Here is a 17,963-nt window from a genome sequence, read left to right as displayed (position 1 = left end):
GCCCAGCCTAGGACCCGCGGCCGGCCCGCGCGCCGGGCCCGCCCGCCGCGTGCGCCCTGCGGGCCGCCTCCCCGGTCTGCACGGCCCACAGCTGCGCGTAGACGCCGCCGGCGGCGACGAGCTCGTCGTGGGTGCCGGCCTCGGCGACGCGCCCGCCGCCGAGGACCCAGATGCGGTCCGCGTCCCGGATCGTGGAGAGGCGGTGCGCGACGACCAGGGCCGTGCGCTGCGCGGTGACGGTGGCCAGGGAGCGCTGGATCGCCGCCTCCGTCTCGTTGTCGACGGCGGAGGTGGCCTCGTCGAGCACCAGCAGCACCGGGTCGCGCAGGATCGCCCGGGCCAGGGCGATGCGCTGGCGCTGCCCGCCCGAGAGGGTCACACCGCGCTCCCCCACCAGGGTGTCGTAGCCGTCGGGGAAGGCGCGGACGAAGCCGTCGGCCTCCGCCAGCTCCGCGGCGCGGCGCACCTCCTCCTCGCCCGCCTCCGGGCGCCCGTAGGCGATGTTCTCCCGGATGGTGCCGGCGAAGAGGTACACGTCCTGGCTGACGTAGCCGATGGCCCCGCGCAGCGACTCCCACGTCAGCTCCCGCACGTCCACCCCGTCGAGCAGGACCTGCCCGGCGCGGGGGTCGGCGAAGCGCAGCACGAGCCGCAGCAGGCTGGACTTGCCGGCGCCGGTCGGGCCGACCACGGCGTGCGTCTCGCCGGCCGGCACCACCAGGTCCAGGCCGTGCAGCACGTCGGGGCCGCTGCCGTCGATCGTGTCGTAGCCGAAGCGGACCCCGCGCAGCTCGAGGCGCCCGCGCACCGGTCGCGCCAGGGCCCGGGTGCCGTCCAGCGCGGCGGGCCGCTCGGCCAGCAGCCGGAAGATGCGGCGGGTGGAGGCCATCGCCCGCTGGTGCAGGTCGAGGGTCTGACCCAGGTCGGTCAGCGGCCACAGCAGGCGCTGGGTGGAGAACACCAGCACCGAGTACAGGCCCACCTCCAGCCGGCCCTGCAGGACCAGCCAGCCCCCGGCGAGCAGCGTGCACGTGAACCCGGCCAGGATCGCCATCCGGATGAGCGGCACGAAGGCGGAGGAGGAGCGGATCGCGGCGGCGTTGGCGCGGCGGTACCCCTCCGAGGCCGCGGCGACGCGGGAGGTCTCGCGGGCCTCGGCGGTGAACGCCTTGATCGTCGGCAGGCCGCCGACGTTCGCGGTGAGGGTGGCGCTGACGTCTCCGGCGGCCTCCCGCACGCGGGTGTACAGCGGCTCCAGGCGGCGCTGGAACCACAGCGAGCCGGCGACGATGACGGGCACGGGCAGGAACGCCAGCAGCAGCAGCTGCCAGGACGTGAACGCGAAGACGGCGCCCACCAGGACCACCGTCCAGGCGGTGCGCAGGATGGTGCGGGCACCCACGTCGAGGTAGCGCTCCAGCTGGTTGACGTCCTCCGTGAGGACGGACAGCACCTGCCCGGAGGGGGTGCGCTCGTGCCAGCCGACGTCCAGGTCCTGCGCCGCGGCGTACGCCTCCACCCGCAGCTCGTGCTCCACGGACTGCGCCAGGCCCCGCCACAGCAGCGAGGCCGCGTAGTCCGTGGCGGACTCCACCACCCACGCCAGGACGTTGAGCGCGGCCACGACCAGGAGCTGCTCGAAGCGGCCCTCGACGCCCAGGGTCGTGGCGACGAAGGAGTCCGCGCCGCGCACCACGACGTCCACGGCGACGCCGATGAGCAGTTCCGGTGCCACGTCCGCGGCGGTGTTGAGGCTGGTGCAGGCCACCGCCGCCACGACGCGGGGCCGGTGGCGGCGGTGGTGGTGCCAGAGGGCGGCGAGGGGGCGGCGGGTGCCGTCGGGCGGGGTCACGGGGAGACATCCTCCCCGCTGCGCCGGTGTGCCGCGGGAGCGATCCCACGGCGCCGGGCCGGCGTGCCCGGTTCAGCGTGCGACGAAGGGGTTCTCCAGGACGCCGATGCCCTCGACCTCCACGCTGACCCGCTGCCCCGGCCGCACCCGGCCGACGCCCTCCGGGGTGCCGGTCATGATGACGTCGCCGGGCAGCAGGGTCATCGCGGCGGACACGTGCGCCACCAGGGTCGCGACGTCGCGGACCATGAGCGAGGTCCGCGAGTCCTGCACGACCTGCCCGTCCAGCCGGGTGGTGATGCGCAGGTCGGCGGGGTCCAGCTCCGTCTCGATCCACGGCCCGAGCGGGCAGAAGCCGTCGGCGCCCTTGGCGCGCCACCACTGCCCGTCGCTCTTCTGCCGGTCGCGGGCGGTGACGTCGTTGGCGACGGTGTACCCGAAGACCACCTCGGGGACCCGCTCCACCGGCACGTCGCGGCAGAAGCGGCCGATGACGACGGCCAGCTCCCCCTCGTAGTGCACCTCCCCGGCCCACCCCGGGATCGCCACCGGGTCGCCCGGCCCGGCCACCGAGGTGTTGGGCGCGAGGAACACCAGCGGCTCGTCGGGCACCTCGTTGCCCATCTCCGCGGCGTGCGCGGCGTAGTTGCGCCCGATGCCGACGACCTTGCTGCGCGGGATCACCGGCGCCAGCAGCCGCGCCTCCTCCATCGGGACCCGCTTGCCGGTCGGGCTCAGCGGCGTGTGCAGGGGGTCGCCCGCCACGACGACGAGCTCCTCCTCGCCCGGGCCGCCCTCCACGACGGCGAAGCGGGGGTCTTCTCCGGTGGTGAACCTCGCGATGCGCACGGCGCCACCGTAGCGACCCCGCTCAGCCCAGGTACTCCCGCACCTGGTCCGCGCACAGCACGACGAACAGCACCGCGGCCAGCCCCAGCACCACGTTGCTCACCACCCCGTTGCGGTGCTCGGCGGGGGTGCGCGAGGAGTTCAGCAGCCACAGCAGCGTCCCCGCCAGGAACGGCATGAAGAAGGCGCCGAGCACCCCGTACGCCACGACGAGGCCGAAGGGCCGGTCCAGGAACAGCAGCGCCATCGGCGGGAACGTCAGCCACAGCAGGTACGCCCGGAACGGCAGGCTCCGCTCGGCGCTGCCGTCCGCGACCCGCTCGGCGGCCTCCTGACCGCGGGGGGTGCGCACGTTCGCCACGAAGTCCGCCACCAGCAGGCTCACCCCGTGCCAGACGCCGAGCAGCGAGGAGAAGGAGGTGGCGAAGAACCCCACGAGGAACAGCACCGACACGACCGGCCCGAACCGCTCGCGCAGGACCTCGTCGAGGTCGAGCAGGCCGCGGTCGCCGTCGGCCAGCGCGATGCCCGCGGCCCGCACGAGCTCCGCGCCCACGACGAGCATGGCGACGACGAACAGCCCCGTGGTGGCGTAGGCCACGCGGTTGTCCCAGCGCATGACCCGCATCCACGTGGGGTCGCGCCAGCCCTTGGCGTTGATCCAGTACCCGTACGCGGCCATCGTGATGGTGCCGCCCACGCCGCCGACCAGGCCCAGGGTGTAGAGCGCCGAGTTCTCCGGCAGCGTCGGCACCAGGCCCGTGAACATCGCCGGGACGTCGGGCACCACGATGACCGCCAGGCCCACGACGGTGACGAACATGACGCCCACGCAGGCGGTCATCACCTTCTCGAAGACCGCGTACCGCCCGAACCACACCAGCGCCAGCCCGGTCAGGCCCGAGAGCACCGCCCACGTCTTCAGGCCCAGCGCGGGGAACAGCGCCGCCAGCGGCAGCGCGGAGGACGTCATCGCGGCGGCACCGTAGACGAAACCCCACACCACGACGTAGACGGCGAAGTACACCGTCGTCCACGCGCCCAGGCTGCGCCAGCCGGCGAACATCGTGCTGCCCGTGGCCAGGTGGAAGCGCCCCACCGCCTCGGCCAGGGAGATCTTCACGATGCAGCCGAGGACCGCCGCCCACAGCAGGGCGTAGCCGAACCTCCCGCCCGCGATGAGGGTGGCGACGAGGTCGCCGGCGCCGACACCGGTGGCGGCGACGACGATGCCGGGACCCACGAGGCGCCAGCGGCGTTGCGTGACGGGCGCGGGTGCGGTGCTGGCGGTGTGGCTCACGACGGACCTCCCGGGACGCGGCGACGCGGTGACGATCACCGGTCCCGCACCGTAGGCCCGCCCGCGCCCGGCGGCCAGGGCGCCGCGCCGCCCGCGTCCGGGAGGGCGGGGCGGCGCCGGGGTTCAGCGGCGGGGGACCCCCGCCTTGAGCAGGCCGTAGACCAGCCCGTCCACCATGGCCTCCCAGCTCGCCTCGACGAGGTTGGGCCCCACGCCGACCGTCGTCCAGCTGCGGCGGGCGTCGCTCGTCTCGATGAGGACCCGCGTCACGGCGTCGCTGCCGTGGGCGGAGTCGAGGATGCGGACCTTGAAGTCCACCAGCTCCAGCGACGCCAGCTCCGGGTAGACCGGCAGCAGCGCCTCGCGCAGCGCGGCGTCGAGGGCGTTGACCGGGCCGTTGCCCTCCCGCGTCGCGATGATCCGGCGGCCGCCGGCGTGCACCTTCACCGTCGCCTCGGACACGGGCAGGCCCTGCGCCGGCGACTCGATGATGATGCGCCAGCTCTCCACGTCGAAGTACGCCGGTCGCGAGCCGTCGGCGTACTCCCGCGCGAGCAGCTCGAAGGAGGCGTCCGCCGCCTCGTACGTGTACCCGTTCGCCTCGTCGGCCTTGACGCGCTCGGTGACCCGGCTGAGCACGTCCCGGTCGCCGGAGAGGTCCACGCCCAGCTCGCGGCCCTTCAGCTCGATGCTGGCGCGCCCGGCCATGTCCGAGACCAGCATCCGCATGTCGTTGCCGACGAGCTGGGGGTCGATGTGCTGGTAGAGGTCCGGGTCGACGCGGATCGCGGAGGCGTGCAGGCCCGCCTTGTGCGCGAAGGCGCTCGCCCCGTAGTACGGCGCCCGGTTCCCCGGCGGCACGTTGGTGATCTCCGAGACGGCGTGCGCGATCCGGGTGGCCTCCCGCAGCGCCCCCGGCGGCAGCACCCGGCGGCCGAGCTTGAGCTCCAGGTCGGCCACGACGGTGAGCAGGTCCGCGTTGCCGGTCCGCTCGCCGTAGCCGTTGAGGGTGCCCTGGACGTGCACCGCCCCGGCGGCCAGGGCCGCCAGGGAGTTCGCCACCGCGCAGCCGGTGTCGTTGTGGCAGTGGATGCCCAGCGGCGCGCCGGTGTGCTCCCGCACCGCGGTGACGACCTGCCCGACCTGCGGGGGCAGCATGCCGCCGTTGGTGTCGCACAGGACGAGGACCTCCGCACCGGCCGCCGCCGCGGCGTGCAGGACCTCCACGGCGTAGGCGGCGTCGTGCAGGTAGCCGTCGAAGAAGTGCTCGGCGTCGAGGAACACCCGCCGGCCCTCCCCGGTGAGGAAGGCCACCGTGTCGGTGACCATCGCGAGGTTCTCCGCCGGCGTGGTGCGCAGCGCGGCGGTGACGTGCCGCACGTCGGACTTGGCCACGAGGGTCACCACGGGCGCCTCGGAGTCCAGCAGCGCCCGCACCTGCGGGTCCGAGGCGGCGGTGCCGCCGGCCTTGCGCGTGGAGCCGAACGCCGCGAGCACGGCGTTGCGCAGGGTCAGCTCCTTCGCGGCGCGCGCGAAGAACTCCGTGTCGCGCGGGATCGCGCCGGGCCAGCCGCCCTCGACGAAACCGACCCCGAGCTCGTCGAGGTGCGCGGCGATCTGCAGCTTGTCGTGCACCGAGAGGGCCAGGCCCTCCTGCTGCGCGCCGTCGCGCAGGGTGGTGTCGTAGACGTCCAGCCGGCCGGCGGGGCGGCTCGGGGAAGTGGTGTCAGACAAGGCGCCTCATCCATCCGTGCGTGTCCTCGGTGCGGCCGTACTGCACGTCCAGCAGGGCCTGGCGGATGCTCGTGGTGACCTCGCCGATCCCGCCGCCGGCGTGCACGAGCTCCCCGTCGGGGTCGACGAGGCGCCCCACGGGTGTCACGACCGCGGCCGTGCCGCACGCGAACACCTCGGTGATGCGGCCCGAGGCGACGCCCTCGCGCCACTCCTCGATGCCGACGCGGCGCTCCTCGACCCGGCGCCCGGCGTCCGCGGCGAGCTGCAGGATGCTGGCGCGGGTGATGCCCTCCAGGATCGAGCCGGACAGGGCGGGGGTGACGATGCCGCCGTCGTCGTGGACGAAGTACAGGTTCATCCCGCCCAGCTCCTCCACCCAGCGGTGCTCCGCCGCGTCGAGGAAGCAGACCTGCTCGCAGCCGTGGGCGGCGGCCTCCTGCTGGGCGATCAGGCTGGCGGCGTAGTTCCCGCCGCACTTGGCCGCACCGGTGCCGCCGGGGGCGGCGCGGGTGTAGTCCTGCGAGAGCCAGATGGAGACCGGCTCGAGGCCGCCGGAGAAGTAGCTGCCCGCCGGGGAGGCGATGACGAGGTAGCGCACCTCGCGGGCCGGGCGCACCCCGAGGAACGCCTCGGTGGCCACCATGAACGGGCGCAGGTAGAGGCTGGACTCCCCGCCACCGGGCACCCACGCCTCGTCGGCGCGCACGAGCTGCTCGATCGAGGCGAGGAACGCCTCCTCGGGCAGCTCCGGCAGCGCGAGGCGGCGGGCCGAGCGGGCCAGGCGCCGGGCGTTCTGCTCGGGCCGGAACGCCCACACGCTGCCGTCGGCGTGCCGGTACGCCTTGAGGCCCTCGAACACCTCCTGCGCGTAGTGCAGGACGGCGGCCGCCGGGTCCAGGACGAGGGGGCCGTAGGCCACGACGGCGTCGTCGTGCCAGCCGCCCTCCGCGGTCCACGTGGCCGTGGCCATGTGGTCGGTGAAGTGGTTGCCGAACCCCGGGTTGGCCAGGATCTCCTCGCGGCGGGCCTGCGGTACGGGGTTCGCCGAGGGACGGAGGGTGAACCCGAGGGCGGTGCTCGTCGCACTCATGCCTGTTCCCTTCTCGACTCCGGGCGGGCTCCGCTGCCCACCCCGGCGGACCGCCTGGTGCTGTCCGGGTGACGTGCTCGACGGTAGCGCCCCCGCACGCGCGCGCGGGGGCGCCGGGAGGGGTGCGTCAGGAGACCAGCGCCGCCAGGGCGTCGCCCACCTCTGCGGTGCGGCGCGGGCCGGCGATCTCACCGGAGGCCCGGCGGCCGAGGTCGGCGGCGACGGCGGTCTGCACGCGGCGGGCGGCGTCGTCGAGGCCGAGGTGCTCCAGGAGCATCCCGACGCTGAGGACCGCCGCGGTCGGGTCGGCCTTCTGCTGCCCGGCGATGTCGGGGGCGGAGCCGTGCACCGGCTCGAACATGCTGGGGGCGGTGCGGTCGGGGTTGACGTTGCCGGAGGCGGCGAGCCCGATGCCGCCGGTGACGGCCGCAGCGAGGTCGGTGAGGATGTCGCCGAAGAGGTTGTCCGTGACGATCACGTCGAAGCGGGACGGGTCGGTCACCAGGAAGATCGTCGCGGCGTCGACGTGCAGGTAGTCCACGGTGACGCCGGGGAACTCCGCGCCGACGGCCTCGACGGTGCGCCGCCACAGGTGCCCGGCGTGCACGAGGACGTTGTGCTTGTGCACGAGGGTGAGCTTGCGGCGCGGGCGGGCGGCGGCGCGGCGGAAGGCGTCCCGCACCACGCGCTCGACGCCGTGGGCGGTGTTCACGCTGACCTCGGTGGCGATCTCGTGCGGGGTGCCGACGCGCAGCGCACCGCCGTTGCCGACGTAGGGGCCCTCGGTGCCCTCGCGCACCACGACGAAGTCGATGTCGCCCGGGGCCGCCAGCGGGGTGGCCACGCCCGGGTAGAGGACGGAGGGGCGCAGGTTCACGTACTGGTCCAGCTCGAAGCGCAGCCGCAGCAGCAGCCCGCGCTCCAGGACACCGCTGGGGACGCCGGGGTCGCCCACGGCGCCGAGGAGGATGGCGTCGTGCCCGCGGACCTCGGCGAGCACGGAGTCCGGCAGGGTCTCCCCCGTGGCGTGCCAGCGCCGCGCGCCCAGGTCGTACTCGGTCGTGGCGACCTTCGTGGCGCCGCCGTCGAGGACCGCGCCGAGGACCTTCAGGGCCTCGGCGGTGACCTCGGTGCCGATGCCGTCGCCGGGGATGACCGCGAGGTTGAGGGTGTCCGCCATGGGAGCGCACCCTACCGGCCCGGCCGGAGGCGGTCCCACGATCCGGGCGGCGCGTCCCACCATCCGGACCAGTCGCGCCTCCACCCGCGGTCGCACCAGCACCTCCGCCCGCGGTCCGACGACGGGCCCCGCCGGCCCTGCCTACGCTCGGCCCGTGCCGCAGCCCACCCCCGCCGCGAACCTGCTGTCCTGGCTGCGCCGCCGCGTCCTGCTCGCCGACGCGGTCCTCGCCGCCGCCCTCGCCCTCGTCGTCGTGCCCGTCAGCGGCGCGCAGGCGGAGTCCTCCGCCGGCTGGCTGACGGGGACGGCGCTCGTGGTGCCGCTGGTGCTGCGGCGCCTGGCCCCGGTGGCGAGCGCCGCGCTGGTGGCGCTCGCGGCGCTGGGCAGCCTGGTGGTGGCCGTCGAGCCGCTGCTGGCCGCCGCGGTGGTCCCCGTCTCGGTGTACTCCCTCGCCCGGCACGCCCCCCGCCGCGCGGCGCTGGCCGGCCTGGCCGCGGCCCTGGCCGGCGCGCTCCTGCTGGCGCTGCGCTACGCGGCGGACAACCTCTCCGTCGCCGTGCTCCTGGCGATCGCCTGCGCCGCCTCGGCCGCCGCCGCGCACGGGCTCGGGTCGCTGCTGCGGGCGCGGGCCGGTGGGGGGAGGGTGCCGGAGGGGACAGGACGGGAGGGGACAGGACGGGAGGGGACGGGGCAGGAGGGGACGGGGCAGGGGGAGGACGACCTCGACGCCGGGGGCCCGCGGCGGCCGGCGGACGTGGCCCCGCCGGACGTGCCCCTGGTGGACCTCGTGAGCGCCCTGGCCCGCCGGCACCCCCTCGCCGTGGACGCCGCGGCCGTCGTGCCGCTGGTGGTCCTCACCGCCCTCACCGACGGCTCGGCCCGCCTCCTCCACCTCGCCTTCGCCCTCGCCCTGACCGTGCCGCTGGTGTGGCGGCGCGTCGCGCCCGTCACCAGCGCCGCGGTGGTCGCCGGCGTCGCCGTCGCGCAGGTGGCCCTCCTCGAGTACTTCCTGGTCGCCGACGTCGCGGTGCTCGTCTCGGTGTACGCGCTGGCCGCCTACGCCCCCCGCTGGGCGCGCAGCGGGGGCCTGGCCCTCGCCTTCGCCGGCGCGGCGGTGGCCGGCGCGCGGTGGTTCTCGGGAACCCTCACCCAGTTCGTGGCCGCCACGGTGTTCATGGTGGTCCTCGCCGTCGCCGCCTACGCCCTCGGCGTGGTGCGGCGGGTGCGCCTGCAGCACGTGGACCAGCTCGCCGAGCGGGCCCGCCTGCTGGAGGTGGAGCGGGAGAACGAGGCCCGCCTCGCCGCGACGTCGGAGCGCCAGCGCATCGCCCGGGAGATGCACGACGTCGTCGCCCACTCCCTCTCGGTGATCATCGCGCAGGCGGACGGGGGCCGGTACGCGGGCCGCGCCGACCCCGCCGCCGCCGTCGACGCCCTGGAGACGATCGCCTCCACCGGCCGGCAGGCGCTGACGGACATGCGCTCCCTGCTGGGGGTGCTGCGCCAGGAACCCGGCAGCGAGCGCCTGCCGCAGCCCGACACCACGCAGATCCCCGAGCTGGTGGAGTCGGTGCGCCGCAGCGGCCTGCCCGTGGACCTGGAGGTGGAGGGCACCGCGCGCGAGCTGCCACCCGGCCCGGGCCTGGCCGCCTACCGGATCGTGCAGGAGTCGCTGACCAACGTCCTCAAGCACGCCGGCCCGGCCTGCCGCGCGGCGGTGTTCGTGCGCTGGGAGGAGCACTGCCTGCGCCTGGCCGTGCTCGACGACGGCCGCGGCGCCGCCGCCACCGCCGAGGGGAAGGGCTCCGGGCAGGGCCTGACGGGCATGCGGGAGCGGGCGCAGCTGCACGGGGGCCGGGTCCTGGCCGGGCCCCGCCAGGGTGGCGGCTTCGAGGTGCACGCCGAACTGCCCTACCCTCGCGCCTCGTGAGCGGCTTCCCGAGCGAGACCCGGCCCGGGCCGGTGCGCGTCGTCCTCGTCGACGACCAGCAGCTCGTGCGGGCCGGTTTCCGGATGGTGCTGGACTCCCAGCCCGACCTGACCGTCGTGGCGGAGGCCTCCGACGGCGCCGAGGCGGTCGCGCTGCTCGCGCGCACCCCGGCCGACGTGGTCCTCATGGACGTGCGCATGCCGCGGATGGACGGCCTGGAGGCCACCCGCCGGATCGTGGCCCTGCCCGACCCGCCGCGCGTCGTGGTGCTGACCACCTTCGACCTCGACGAGTACGTCGTCACCGCCATCGCGGCCGGTGCCAGCGGGTTCCTCCTCAAGGACGCCCCGCCGGAGGAGATGCTCGCGGCGGTGCGCACGGTGCACGCCGGGGACGCGGTGATCGCCGCCAGCTCCACCCGGCGGCTCCTGCAGCACGTGGGCCCGATGCTGCGCGCCGGGGGCGCCGGTGCCGGCAGCGGCACCCCGCGGCTGCCGCCGGACCTGACGCCGCGGGAGCTGGAGGTCCTCGTCCTCATGGCGCACGGGCTGAGCAACACGGAGATCGCCGAGCGGTTCGTCGTGTCCGAGGCGACCGTCAAGACGCACGTGGGGCGGGTGCTGTCCAAGACCGGCTCCCGCGACCGGGTGCAGGTGGTCGTGCTCGCCTACGCCGCCGGGCTGGTGCAGCCCGGCGAGGTCCTGCGGGACGCCGCCGGATGACGCGGCCGGCGGGCGGGGCGGTCCGGGCGTGAGCACGGTGCTGCCCACCTCCGCCGTGGGGCCGCTGCGGCTGCTGGCCCAGCGGCTGGCCGGGCCCCGCGCGCCCGGGCCGGCCGAGGCGGTGCGCCACCTCGGCGCCGTGCAGGCGCAGGACCTGCCCGGGGCGCTGGTCTCGGTGGCCCTGCGCACCGGCGCGCGCGACGTGGCGGAGGTGGCGGCCTCGCTCGCGGACGGGCACCTGCTCCGCTCCTGGCCGATGCGCGGCACGCTGCACCTGGTCCCGGCGCGGGACCTGGGCTGGATGCTGGCCCTCACCGCGCCGCGGATGACCGCCGCCGCGGCCCGCCGGCGCGCGGAGCTGGGCCTCGACGAGGCGGTCCTCGGCCGGGCCCTCGACGTCGCCACGGGCGCGCTCTCGGGGGGCCGGGCCCTCTCCCGCGAGGACCTGCTCGCCGCGTGGGCGGCCGCCGGGCTCGACGTGGCCGGCGGGCGCGGCTACCACCTGCTGTTCCACCTGTCCGCGACCGGTGTGCTGTGCCTCGGGCCGCTGGTGGGCAGGGACCAGCTCGTCGTCCTGCTGCCGGAGCGGGTGCCCGACCCGCACCGGCCGGAGCGGGAGGAGGCCCTCGCGACGTGGGCGCTGCGCTTCTTCCGCAGCCACGGCCCGGCGACGGCGAAGGACTTCACGCGCTGGACGGGCCTGACCGCGGCCGACGTGCGCACGGCCCTGGCCGGGGCGCGCCCGGAGCTGGCCGCCGTGGAGGTGGACGGCGTGGAGCACCTGCTGGACCCGGCGCTGCCGGACCTGCTGCCCGCGCACCGCGAGGAGGCGGCCGGGGTTTTCCTGCTGCCGGGCTTCGACGAGTTCGTCCTCGGCTACGGCGAGCGCGGGGCGGTGCTGGCACCGGAGTTCGCCGCGCGCATCGTCCCCGGCGGCAACGGCGTGTTCCGGCCCACCGTCGTCGCGGGCGGCCGGGTGGTCGGCACGTGGCGGCACGCCGGGCGCGGTGCGCGGCGGAGCCTGGACGCCGAGGCCTTCACCGGGTTCGGCGCCGCCGTCGAGGCGGCCCTGCCCGCGGTGTACGCGGCGCTGCCCGCAGCGCCCTGACCCCGCCGGCGTGATCAGGCCTCAGGGTGCGGCGGGCTCCCCCACCTCGACGTCGAGCAGGTGCCAGTCCCGGGGGTGCTGTTCCGAGGGCGCGGCGCACGTCAGCTTCTGCGCGCGCTCGGAGGACCCGGCCCGCAGCAGGACCCGCACCGGCCGCCGTCCCGCCCGGAACCGCACGTCCCACGTCGCGCCGTCCCCGCCGCGCCGGGCCGCCAGCGGGCGCAGGTCCTCCAGCCCGTCCAGCCCGAGCCGCAGGCGGGCGTGGACCTCCGCCGCCTGCACGACCATCGCGTCGGCGCAGCGGCCCCGCAGCAGGTGCGGCAGCACCCGGCCCGCGACCAGCGCGGCGTGCAGGGCGGGCACGTCGGCGGGGGTGAGGCGCCCGTGCATCGTGCCGGTGGGCAGGTCCAGGACGGTGGCGGCGAACCGGTCCCCGCCCAGGTGGGAGCACTCCCACGTCGCCGCCGGGTCGAGCGCGGCCAGGGCGGCGGCGACCGGCCGGCCGCGCACGGCGCAGCACCAGTCCTTGCGCCCGTGCGTGCACACCAGCAGCAGCCTGCCCGGGTGCGGTGCCCAGCCGTCCTCCGCGGCGGCCGCGGCGGCGGTCCCGGGCGCGTCCACGGTGCGGGTGAGCACCGCGGCGCCCTCCCGCCCGCAGGTGACGCGGAACAGGGTGCGCCCGCCGGTGCCGCGGCGCTGCACCGCGTCCGGGCGGCGCACCAGCAGCAGGCGCGCGCCGGTCGCGGCCGCGACGTCCCGCAGCGCCGCGGTCTCCGCCTCCCCGAGCCGGGAGGAGGGCACAGCGCCCGGCCCCCACGGGCCGGGCTCCTCCACGAGCAGCCACGCCCGGGCGGGGCTGGCCGTCCCCAGGACCGGCTCGGCGGCACGCTCCGACTCCGCCGCGCAGGAGTACCGCGGGGCTGGCGGAGGCGTCGGCGGGAGTGTCGGCGCGGCGCTCAGGCGCCCTCCCCCACCGGCACGAGGACGAGCTCGCGCAGCAGCCTGCGCAGCACCACGAGGGCGTCGGCCTCGTCGATGCCCACCCCCGCGGCGGCCAGCCGCGCGGCGGACGTCGGCAGCTCCACGGCCGCGCGCACCGCCGCCCCCACGGGGGCGGGGAAGCTGACGCGCCGGTCCGGCAGGACGAGGTCGGTGCGCCCGGCGGCGTCGACGAGGCGCACCCGCAGGCCGCGCCGCGGGCGCAGCAGCGTGCGCGGGCCGAGCGTGCGGGCGGCGGCGTCCTGGGCGAGCGCCCCGACCGGCTCGGCGGGCACGGCGCGGCCGCGGTGCCGCTCCACCGCGCGCAGCACGTCCTCGTCGGCCAGGCCCTCCAGCCACGCGGCGACGGCGCGGCGGAAACCCACCACGTCCAGCGCCTCCCCCGGCAGCGGCAGCGCCCGGCGCAGGGCGACGTCCCCGGTGCCCGCGCCGGCCAGCACGTCGCCGAGGACGTCCGCCCACGTCGTGGCGAGCAGGCCCACCGTGAGGTGGATGGAGCGCTCGTCCGTGGTGCGTGCCGAGTGCAGCCAGCCGCGGGGCAGGTACAGGGCGTCACCCGGGCCGAGCTCGGTGTCGAGGACCGGGGCGCGGCCGGCGGCGGGGTCGGCGCCGAGCTGCGAGGACGGCTGGGACTTCAGCGGCAGCTCCACGGCGGGCGGGTGGATCGTCCAGCGCTTGCGGCCGTCGACCTGGAGCACGATGACGTCGTGGGTGTCGTGGTGCGGCGCGAAACCCTGCGCCCCGGGCGGGGTGACGTAGGCGTTGGCCTGGACCTGGTGGCCGAGCTCGGCGGCGAGGTCGCGGCAGAACCCCGCGAGCGGAGGCCACACCCGGTGCAGCGCCTGCAGCACGATCGTCGCGCCGGCGGCGTGCGCCCGGGCGATGCCGTCGGGGTCGGCGAGATCGGTGAGGTTCTGGTCCCCGGCGCGCGCGGAGCGGGTCCACCGCTCCCGCGGCAGGGTGCTGCCGTCCTCCACCAGCTTGAGGAACGGGGTGCGCAGCCCGCGGGGGCCGAGCAGCTCGTCCACGTCGCCGGGGGCGAGCAGGTCGGCGAAACCCGTGGCGCCGCGGTCCGCGGCCCGCACGAGCAGCGGCGTGGAGTTCCAGTGCCCGGCGAAACCCGCGGCGGCCGCCCCGAAGCAGCGGCCCAGCGCGGTCGCCGGGGTCCCCGGCGCGGACCCGGGGTGCGGCGCGGCCCCGGCCGCCGCGGGGGCGGCCGGGGCCTGGACGGGAGCGGTCACGTCAGCGCGCGCCGCTGTCGGACCCGGCGGGGTCGGCGCCCGCCGGGTCCGCCTGCGAGGAGTCGCTGTCCCCGGAGTCCGCGTCGCCGGAGGCGGTGTCCACGCCCGCGGGGTCCGCACCGGCCGGGTCGGCCTGCGAGGAGTCGCTGTCCCCGGAGTCCGCGTCCCCCGCCGAGGTGTCCACGCCGGCGGGGTCGGTGCCCGCCGGGTCCGCCTGGGTGCTGTCGCTGTCGCCGGAGTCGGCGTCGCCGCTGTTCCCCGCGCCACCGCTGGTGATGATGTCGTCGTCCTCGAGCCCCACGGTCTCCCCCTCGTCGCCTCGGTGGTCGCCCGCACCGTGCCGGGCGCCGCGCCCACCCTCGCACCGCGACGCGGACCGCGCATGCGCACCCCGCGCGGGGTCCGGGGCCGTGCGCGGGGTCCGGGGCCGGGCGCGTCGGCACCGCCGCGCATCCACCCGCGGGTGGACGCGCGGGCGGCCCGCCTCACCCCCCGGCACCAGGGCGGGGGCCCGCACGGATCCCCTCCCGGTCCGACGCGGCGCGGCCGCCGGCACCCCTAGCGTCAGGCAGGTGCCACCGACATCCGCGGTGGCGAGCGAAGTCGTTGCGGCGCAGGAGGATCCGAATGCCCCAGTCCTTGTCCGCCCCGAGCACCACCGGGGTCACCGAGGAGAACGCCGCCATCCGCGCGGTGGACCTGCGCAAGGTGTACGGCCGCGGGGAGACGGCGGTGACCGCCCTGGCGGGCGTCGACGTCTCCTTCGGCCGCGGCGCCTTCACCGCCATCATGGGCCCCTCGGGTTCCGGCAAGTCCACCCTCATGCACTGCCTCGCGGGCCTGGACACCGCCACCTCCGGGCAGGTGTGGATCGGGGACACGGAGCTGACGGCGCTGCGCGAGCGGCAGCTCACGGAGCTGCGCCGCGACCGGATCGGTTTCGTGTTCCAGGCGTTCAACCTGCTGCCGGTCCTGACGGCGGAGGAGAACCTGCTGCTGCCGATGCAGCTCGCCGGCCGCCGCCCCGACCCCTCGTGGATGCGCGCCGTCGTGGAGCGCCTCGGCCTGGCGGACCGCCTCTCCCACCGGCCCTCGGAGCTGTCCGGCGGCCAGCAGCAGCGCGTCGCCGTGGCCCGGGCCCTGCTCTCCCGCCCGGACGTGGTCTTCGCGGACGAGCCCACCGGCAACCTCGACTCCCGCACCGGCGCGGAGGTGCTGAGCCTGCTGCGCAGCAGCGTCCGCGAGACGGGCCAGACCGTCGTCATGGTCACCCACGACCCCGTCGCCGCCTCCTACGCCGACCGCGTCGTGCTCCTCGTCGACGGCGCCCTCGCCGGGCAGCTGCACTCCCCCACGCCGGAGGAGGTCGTCGAGGCCCTGGCGGGCCTGTCCCCGCTGGCCCGCGCCGGCGCCGGCCGGAGGGGCTGAGCCGTGCTGCACCTCACCCTCGCCCAGATCCGCGCCCACACCGGGCGCCTCGTGGCCTCCAGCACGGCGGTGGTGATCGCGGTGGCGTTCGTCGTGGCCACCCTCACCCTCGGTGCCAGCTCCGAGGCCAGCGTGCTGCGCGCCGTGGCCGCCGAGTTCACCGGCAGCGCCGTGGTCGTGCGCGCCGACCCCGCGGGGGAACCGCTGGAGCCGGCCCGCGCGCAGGCCCTGCACGCCGAGGCCGCCGCGCGCGCCGGCGACCTGCCGCAGGTGGCGGCGGTGGCCCTGGACAGCGCCGTGTACCTGCCGGCCCGCGTCGTCGGGGCCGAGGGCTCCGGGACGCAGCTCGTGCGCGCGGAGAGCGTCGCGGCGCCGGGCCCCCTGCGCTGGCAGCGGCTCGCGGACGGCCGCCTGCCGGAGCGTCCCGGGGAGGTGGCCGTCTCCGGGCGCACCTCCGCCGCGCCCGGCGACGTCCTGGAGCTGGAGGTCCCGGGGCCGCCGTCCGGCGGCGAGCCCGGCACCGCACCGCCCGCACCGCCGCGGGCCCGCGTCACCGTCGTCGGGGTCGTGGACCTGGGCGGGGACCCCTCCTCGGGGGTGCAGGGCCGGCTCGTCGCGCTGCCCGCCGACGTCGCCGCCTGGCAGGGCGAGGCCCGCGCGGTGCGGATCGCGGCGGCTCCCGGGACCTCCGACGAGCAGCTGCGCGAGGCCGTCGCGGCGGTCCTGCCGCCGGGGCCGCTCACGGCGCTGACGGGCACCGAGGCGGCCGAGGAGGTCGCCGCGGGGTACACCGGCGAGTCGGCGGGGCTCTCGGCGGTCCTGCTGACCTTCGCCGCGGTGGCCGTCCTGGTGGCCGGGCTGGTCATCGCCAACACCTTCGCGGTGCTGCTGGCGCAGCGGACCCGGGAGCTGGCGCTGCTGCGCTGCGTGGGGGCGCAGGTGCGCCAGCTGCGGCGCGGTGTGCTCGGCGAGGCGCTGGGCATGGGCCTGGTGGCCTCCGCGCTGGGGGTCGCGGCGGGGGTGGGCCTGGCGGCTCTGGTGTCCGTCGTCGTCGCCCGCACCGACTCGCCCATCCCGCTGGGCGCGGTGGCCGTGCCGCTGTCCGCGCTCGTGGTCGGCCCGGTGCTCGGGGTGGGCGTGACCGTCGTCGCGTCGCTGCTGCCCACCCGGGCCGCGACGCGGGTCTCGCCGCTGGCGGCGCTGCGCCCGCTGGACCCGGCGCCGCTGCGCTCCCGGGGCGGCCTGGCGCGCCTGGCCGTGGGGCTGGTCCTGCTCGTGCCGTCCACCGCGGCGCTGGTGGTGCTGTCGTGGCTGGGCCTGCTGCTGCCGGCGGTCGCGGCGGGCGCGCTGAGCTTCCTCGGCGTCCTCCTCCTGGGACAGCGCGCCGTCCCGCCGCTGGTGGGGCTGGCGGGTCGGCTGCTCGCGCCGCTGGGCGGGGTGCCGGGCCGGCTGGCGGCGGGCAACTCCCTGCGCAACCCCCGGCGGACGGCGGCCACCGCGACCGCCCTGGTCGTGGGGGTGACGCTCACGACGGCGATGGTCGTGGGGGCGGCCTCGACGCGGGCCACGGCCGACGGGCAGCTCGACGCGATGTACCCGGCCGACGTGGTGGCCGAGTCGCCCGCGGAGCTGCCCGCGGCGATGGCGCAGCGGGTGCTGGCCGTGGACGGCGTGCACTCCGCGGTGGTGGCGCTGCGGGGGACGGTTCCCTCGGGGCCCGCGCAGGGGTTCACGGTGTACGGGGTCGACCCGGTGGCGGCGGCGGAGGTGCTGCGCACACCCGCGTCGAGCCCGCGGCCGCAGGAGGGCACGGCGGTGCTGTCGCGGGGTGCGGCGCGCGACCTCGCCGCGGCGGAGGGCGGGGCGCTGGACCTGGGCGGCACGCGGTTCCGGGTGCGGGTCGACACCGAGACGGAGACCCCGCTCGTCCTGGCCGCCGCGGACGTGCGGGCCCTGGACGCGGCGGCCGTCGCGGGTGTGCTGTGGGTCCGCGTCGACGACGGTCTGGCTCCGGCCGCGCAGGCGGAGCTCGTGACCGACGTCGAGGCCGCGGTGTGGGAGGTCGACCCGGACGCGATCGTGCAGGGCGTCGTCGCCGAGCGCGCGAGCCTGGACAGCATGCTCACGACCCTGCTGCTGGTGGTCACGGGGCTGCTGGGGGTGGCGGTGCTCATCGCCCTGGTGGGCGTCGGCAACACCCTGGCGCTGTCGGTGGTGGAGCGGCGGCAGGAGTCGGGGCTGCTGCGGGCGCTGGGCCTGACCCGGCGGCAGCTGCGCGCGACGCTGGCGTGGGAGGCGCTGCTGGTGGCCGGGGTGGCCGCGACGCTGGGGGTCGCGCTCGGGACCGGCTACGGCCTGGCGGGGACGCACTCGGTGTTCGGGCTGTCCGGGGAGGTGGTGCTGGACGTGCCGTGGCTGCGGGTGGGCGCGATCGTCGTGGTGGCCACGGCGGCGGGCGTGCTGGCCTCGGTCCTGCCCGCGCGGCGCGCGGCGCGCACGTCCCCGGTGGCGGCGATCGCCGGGTAGG

At 77.1% G+C, this 17,963-nt stretch carries 14 protein-coding genes; 5 read left to right on the top strand and 9 right to left on the bottom strand.

Annotated features, from left to right (window positions below; translation table 11 throughout):
• Window positions 1-7: 7 nt before the first annotated feature.
• The 6 genes from ACYQBY_RS06235 to ACYQBY_RS06210 form a co-directional block, all read right to left on the bottom strand.
• Window positions 8-1,852, bottom strand: coding sequence for an ABC transporter ATP-binding protein (locus ACYQBY_RS06235; RefSeq protein ID WP_459642955.1), 1,845 nt, complete (start codon window positions 1,850-1,852; stop codon window positions 8-10).
• Between the two features lie 72 nt (window positions 1,853-1,924).
• On the bottom strand, window positions 1,925-2,701 hold the full coding sequence (locus ACYQBY_RS06230; RefSeq protein ID WP_459642954.1) for a fumarylacetoacetate hydrolase family protein: 777 nt from the start codon (window positions 2,699-2,701) through the stop codon (window positions 1,925-1,927).
• Between the two features lie 22 nt (window positions 2,702-2,723).
• Complete coding sequence (locus ACYQBY_RS06225; protein ID WP_459642953.1) at window positions 2,724-4,001, bottom strand: Nramp family divalent metal transporter; 1,278 nt, start codon at window positions 3,999-4,001, stop codon at window positions 2,724-2,726.
• 123 nt (window positions 4,002-4,124) lie between these two features.
• Window positions 4,125-5,735, bottom strand: coding sequence for a citramalate synthase (gene cimA / locus ACYQBY_RS06220; protein ID WP_459642952.1), 1,611 nt, complete (start codon window positions 5,733-5,735; stop codon window positions 4,125-4,127).
• Window positions 5,728-6,828 carry a branched-chain amino acid aminotransferase gene (locus ACYQBY_RS06215; protein WP_459642951.1) on the bottom strand — a complete coding sequence of 367 codons (1,101 nt, stop codon included), beginning with the start codon at window positions 6,826-6,828 and terminating at the stop codon, window positions 5,728-5,730. The genes cimA and ACYQBY_RS06215 overlap by 8 nt, the downstream gene beginning before the upstream one ends.
• A gap of 127 nt (window positions 6,829-6,955) precedes the next feature.
• The gene (locus ACYQBY_RS06210; protein ID WP_459642950.1) at window positions 6,956-8,008 is read right to left on the bottom strand and encodes a 3-isopropylmalate dehydrogenase; all 1,053 of its coding nucleotides are present in this window, start codon (window positions 8,006-8,008) and stop codon (window positions 6,956-6,958) included.
• Window positions 8,009-8,162: 154 nt separating this feature from the next.
• Here ACYQBY_RS06210 and ACYQBY_RS06205 point away from each other — a divergent pair, with 154 nt between their 5' ends.
• The 3 genes from ACYQBY_RS06205 to ACYQBY_RS06195 are packed head-to-tail and all read left to right on the top strand — an operon-like array spanning window position 8,163 to window position 11,768.
• The gene (locus ACYQBY_RS06205; RefSeq protein WP_459642949.1) at window positions 8,163-9,938 is read left to right on the top strand and encodes a sensor histidine kinase; all 1,776 of its coding nucleotides are present in this window, start codon (window positions 8,163-8,165) and stop codon (window positions 9,936-9,938) included.
• The gene (locus ACYQBY_RS06200; protein ID WP_459642948.1) at window positions 9,935-10,660 is read left to right on the top strand and encodes a response regulator transcription factor; all 726 of its coding nucleotides are present in this window, start codon (window positions 9,935-9,937) and stop codon (window positions 10,658-10,660) included. The genes ACYQBY_RS06205 and ACYQBY_RS06200 overlap by 4 nt, the downstream gene beginning before the upstream one ends.
• A gap of 28 nt (window positions 10,661-10,688) precedes the next feature.
• Complete coding sequence (locus ACYQBY_RS06195; protein ID WP_459642947.1) at window positions 10,689-11,768, top strand: winged helix DNA-binding domain-containing protein; 1,080 nt, start codon at window positions 10,689-10,691, stop codon at window positions 11,766-11,768.
• A gap of 21 nt (window positions 11,769-11,789) precedes the next feature.
• Here ACYQBY_RS06195 and ACYQBY_RS06190 read toward each other — a convergent pair whose 3' ends face one another.
• The 3 genes from ACYQBY_RS06190 to ACYQBY_RS06180 all read right to left on the bottom strand — a co-directional run bounded on the left by ACYQBY_RS06190 (window position 11,790) and on the right by ACYQBY_RS06180 (window position 14,309).
• Complete coding sequence (locus ACYQBY_RS06190) at window positions 11,790-12,569, bottom strand: sucrase ferredoxin (protein ID WP_459642946.1); 780 nt, start codon at window positions 12,567-12,569, stop codon at window positions 11,790-11,792.
• Between the two features lie 155 nt (window positions 12,570-12,724).
• Complete coding sequence (locus tag ACYQBY_RS06185; RefSeq protein ID WP_459642945.1) at window positions 12,725-14,008, bottom strand: cupin domain-containing protein; 1,284 nt, start codon at window positions 14,006-14,008, stop codon at window positions 12,725-12,727.
• 1 nt (window position 14,009) lies between these two features.
• Window positions 14,010-14,309, bottom strand: coding sequence for a hypothetical protein (locus tag ACYQBY_RS06180; RefSeq protein ID WP_459642944.1), 300 nt, complete (start codon window positions 14,307-14,309; stop codon window positions 14,010-14,012).
• Between the two features lie 326 nt (window positions 14,310-14,635).
• On the opposite strand from ACYQBY_RS06180, the gene ACYQBY_RS06175 reads away from it, so the two are divergent.
• Together ACYQBY_RS06175 and ACYQBY_RS06170 are read left to right on the top strand one after the other, a co-directional pair.
• The gene (locus tag ACYQBY_RS06175) at window positions 14,636-15,436 is read left to right on the top strand and encodes an ABC transporter ATP-binding protein (RefSeq protein ID WP_459642943.1); all 801 of its coding nucleotides are present in this window, start codon (window positions 14,636-14,638) and stop codon (window positions 15,434-15,436) included.
• Window positions 15,437-15,439: 3 nt separating this feature from the next.
• Entirely contained in the window at window positions 15,440-17,962 is a 2,523-nt protein-coding gene (locus ACYQBY_RS06170; protein WP_459642942.1) for an ABC transporter permease, read from the top strand.
• Window position 17,963: the final 1 nt, after the last annotated feature.

This window comes from Kineococcus anabasis (assembly GCF_054590795.1).
Note: the sequence above shows the minus strand (reverse complement) of the source record. Positions and strands in the feature narration are given on the sequence as shown.

Bases quoted from the DNA above. Each gene is read 5' to 3' on its own strand.
- ACYQBY_RS06210 (WP_459642950.1), bottom strand. From the start codon at position 8,008: ATGGCGGACACCCTCAACCTCGCGGTCATCCCCGGCGACGGCATCGGC.
- ACYQBY_RS06175 (WP_459642943.1), top strand. From the start codon at position 14,636: ATGCCCCAGTCCTTGTCCGCCCCGAGCACCACCGGGGTCACCGAGGAG.
- ACYQBY_RS06215 (WP_459642951.1), bottom strand. From the start codon at position 6,828: ATGAGTGCGACGAGCACCGCCCTCGGGTTCACCCTCCGTCCCTCGGCG.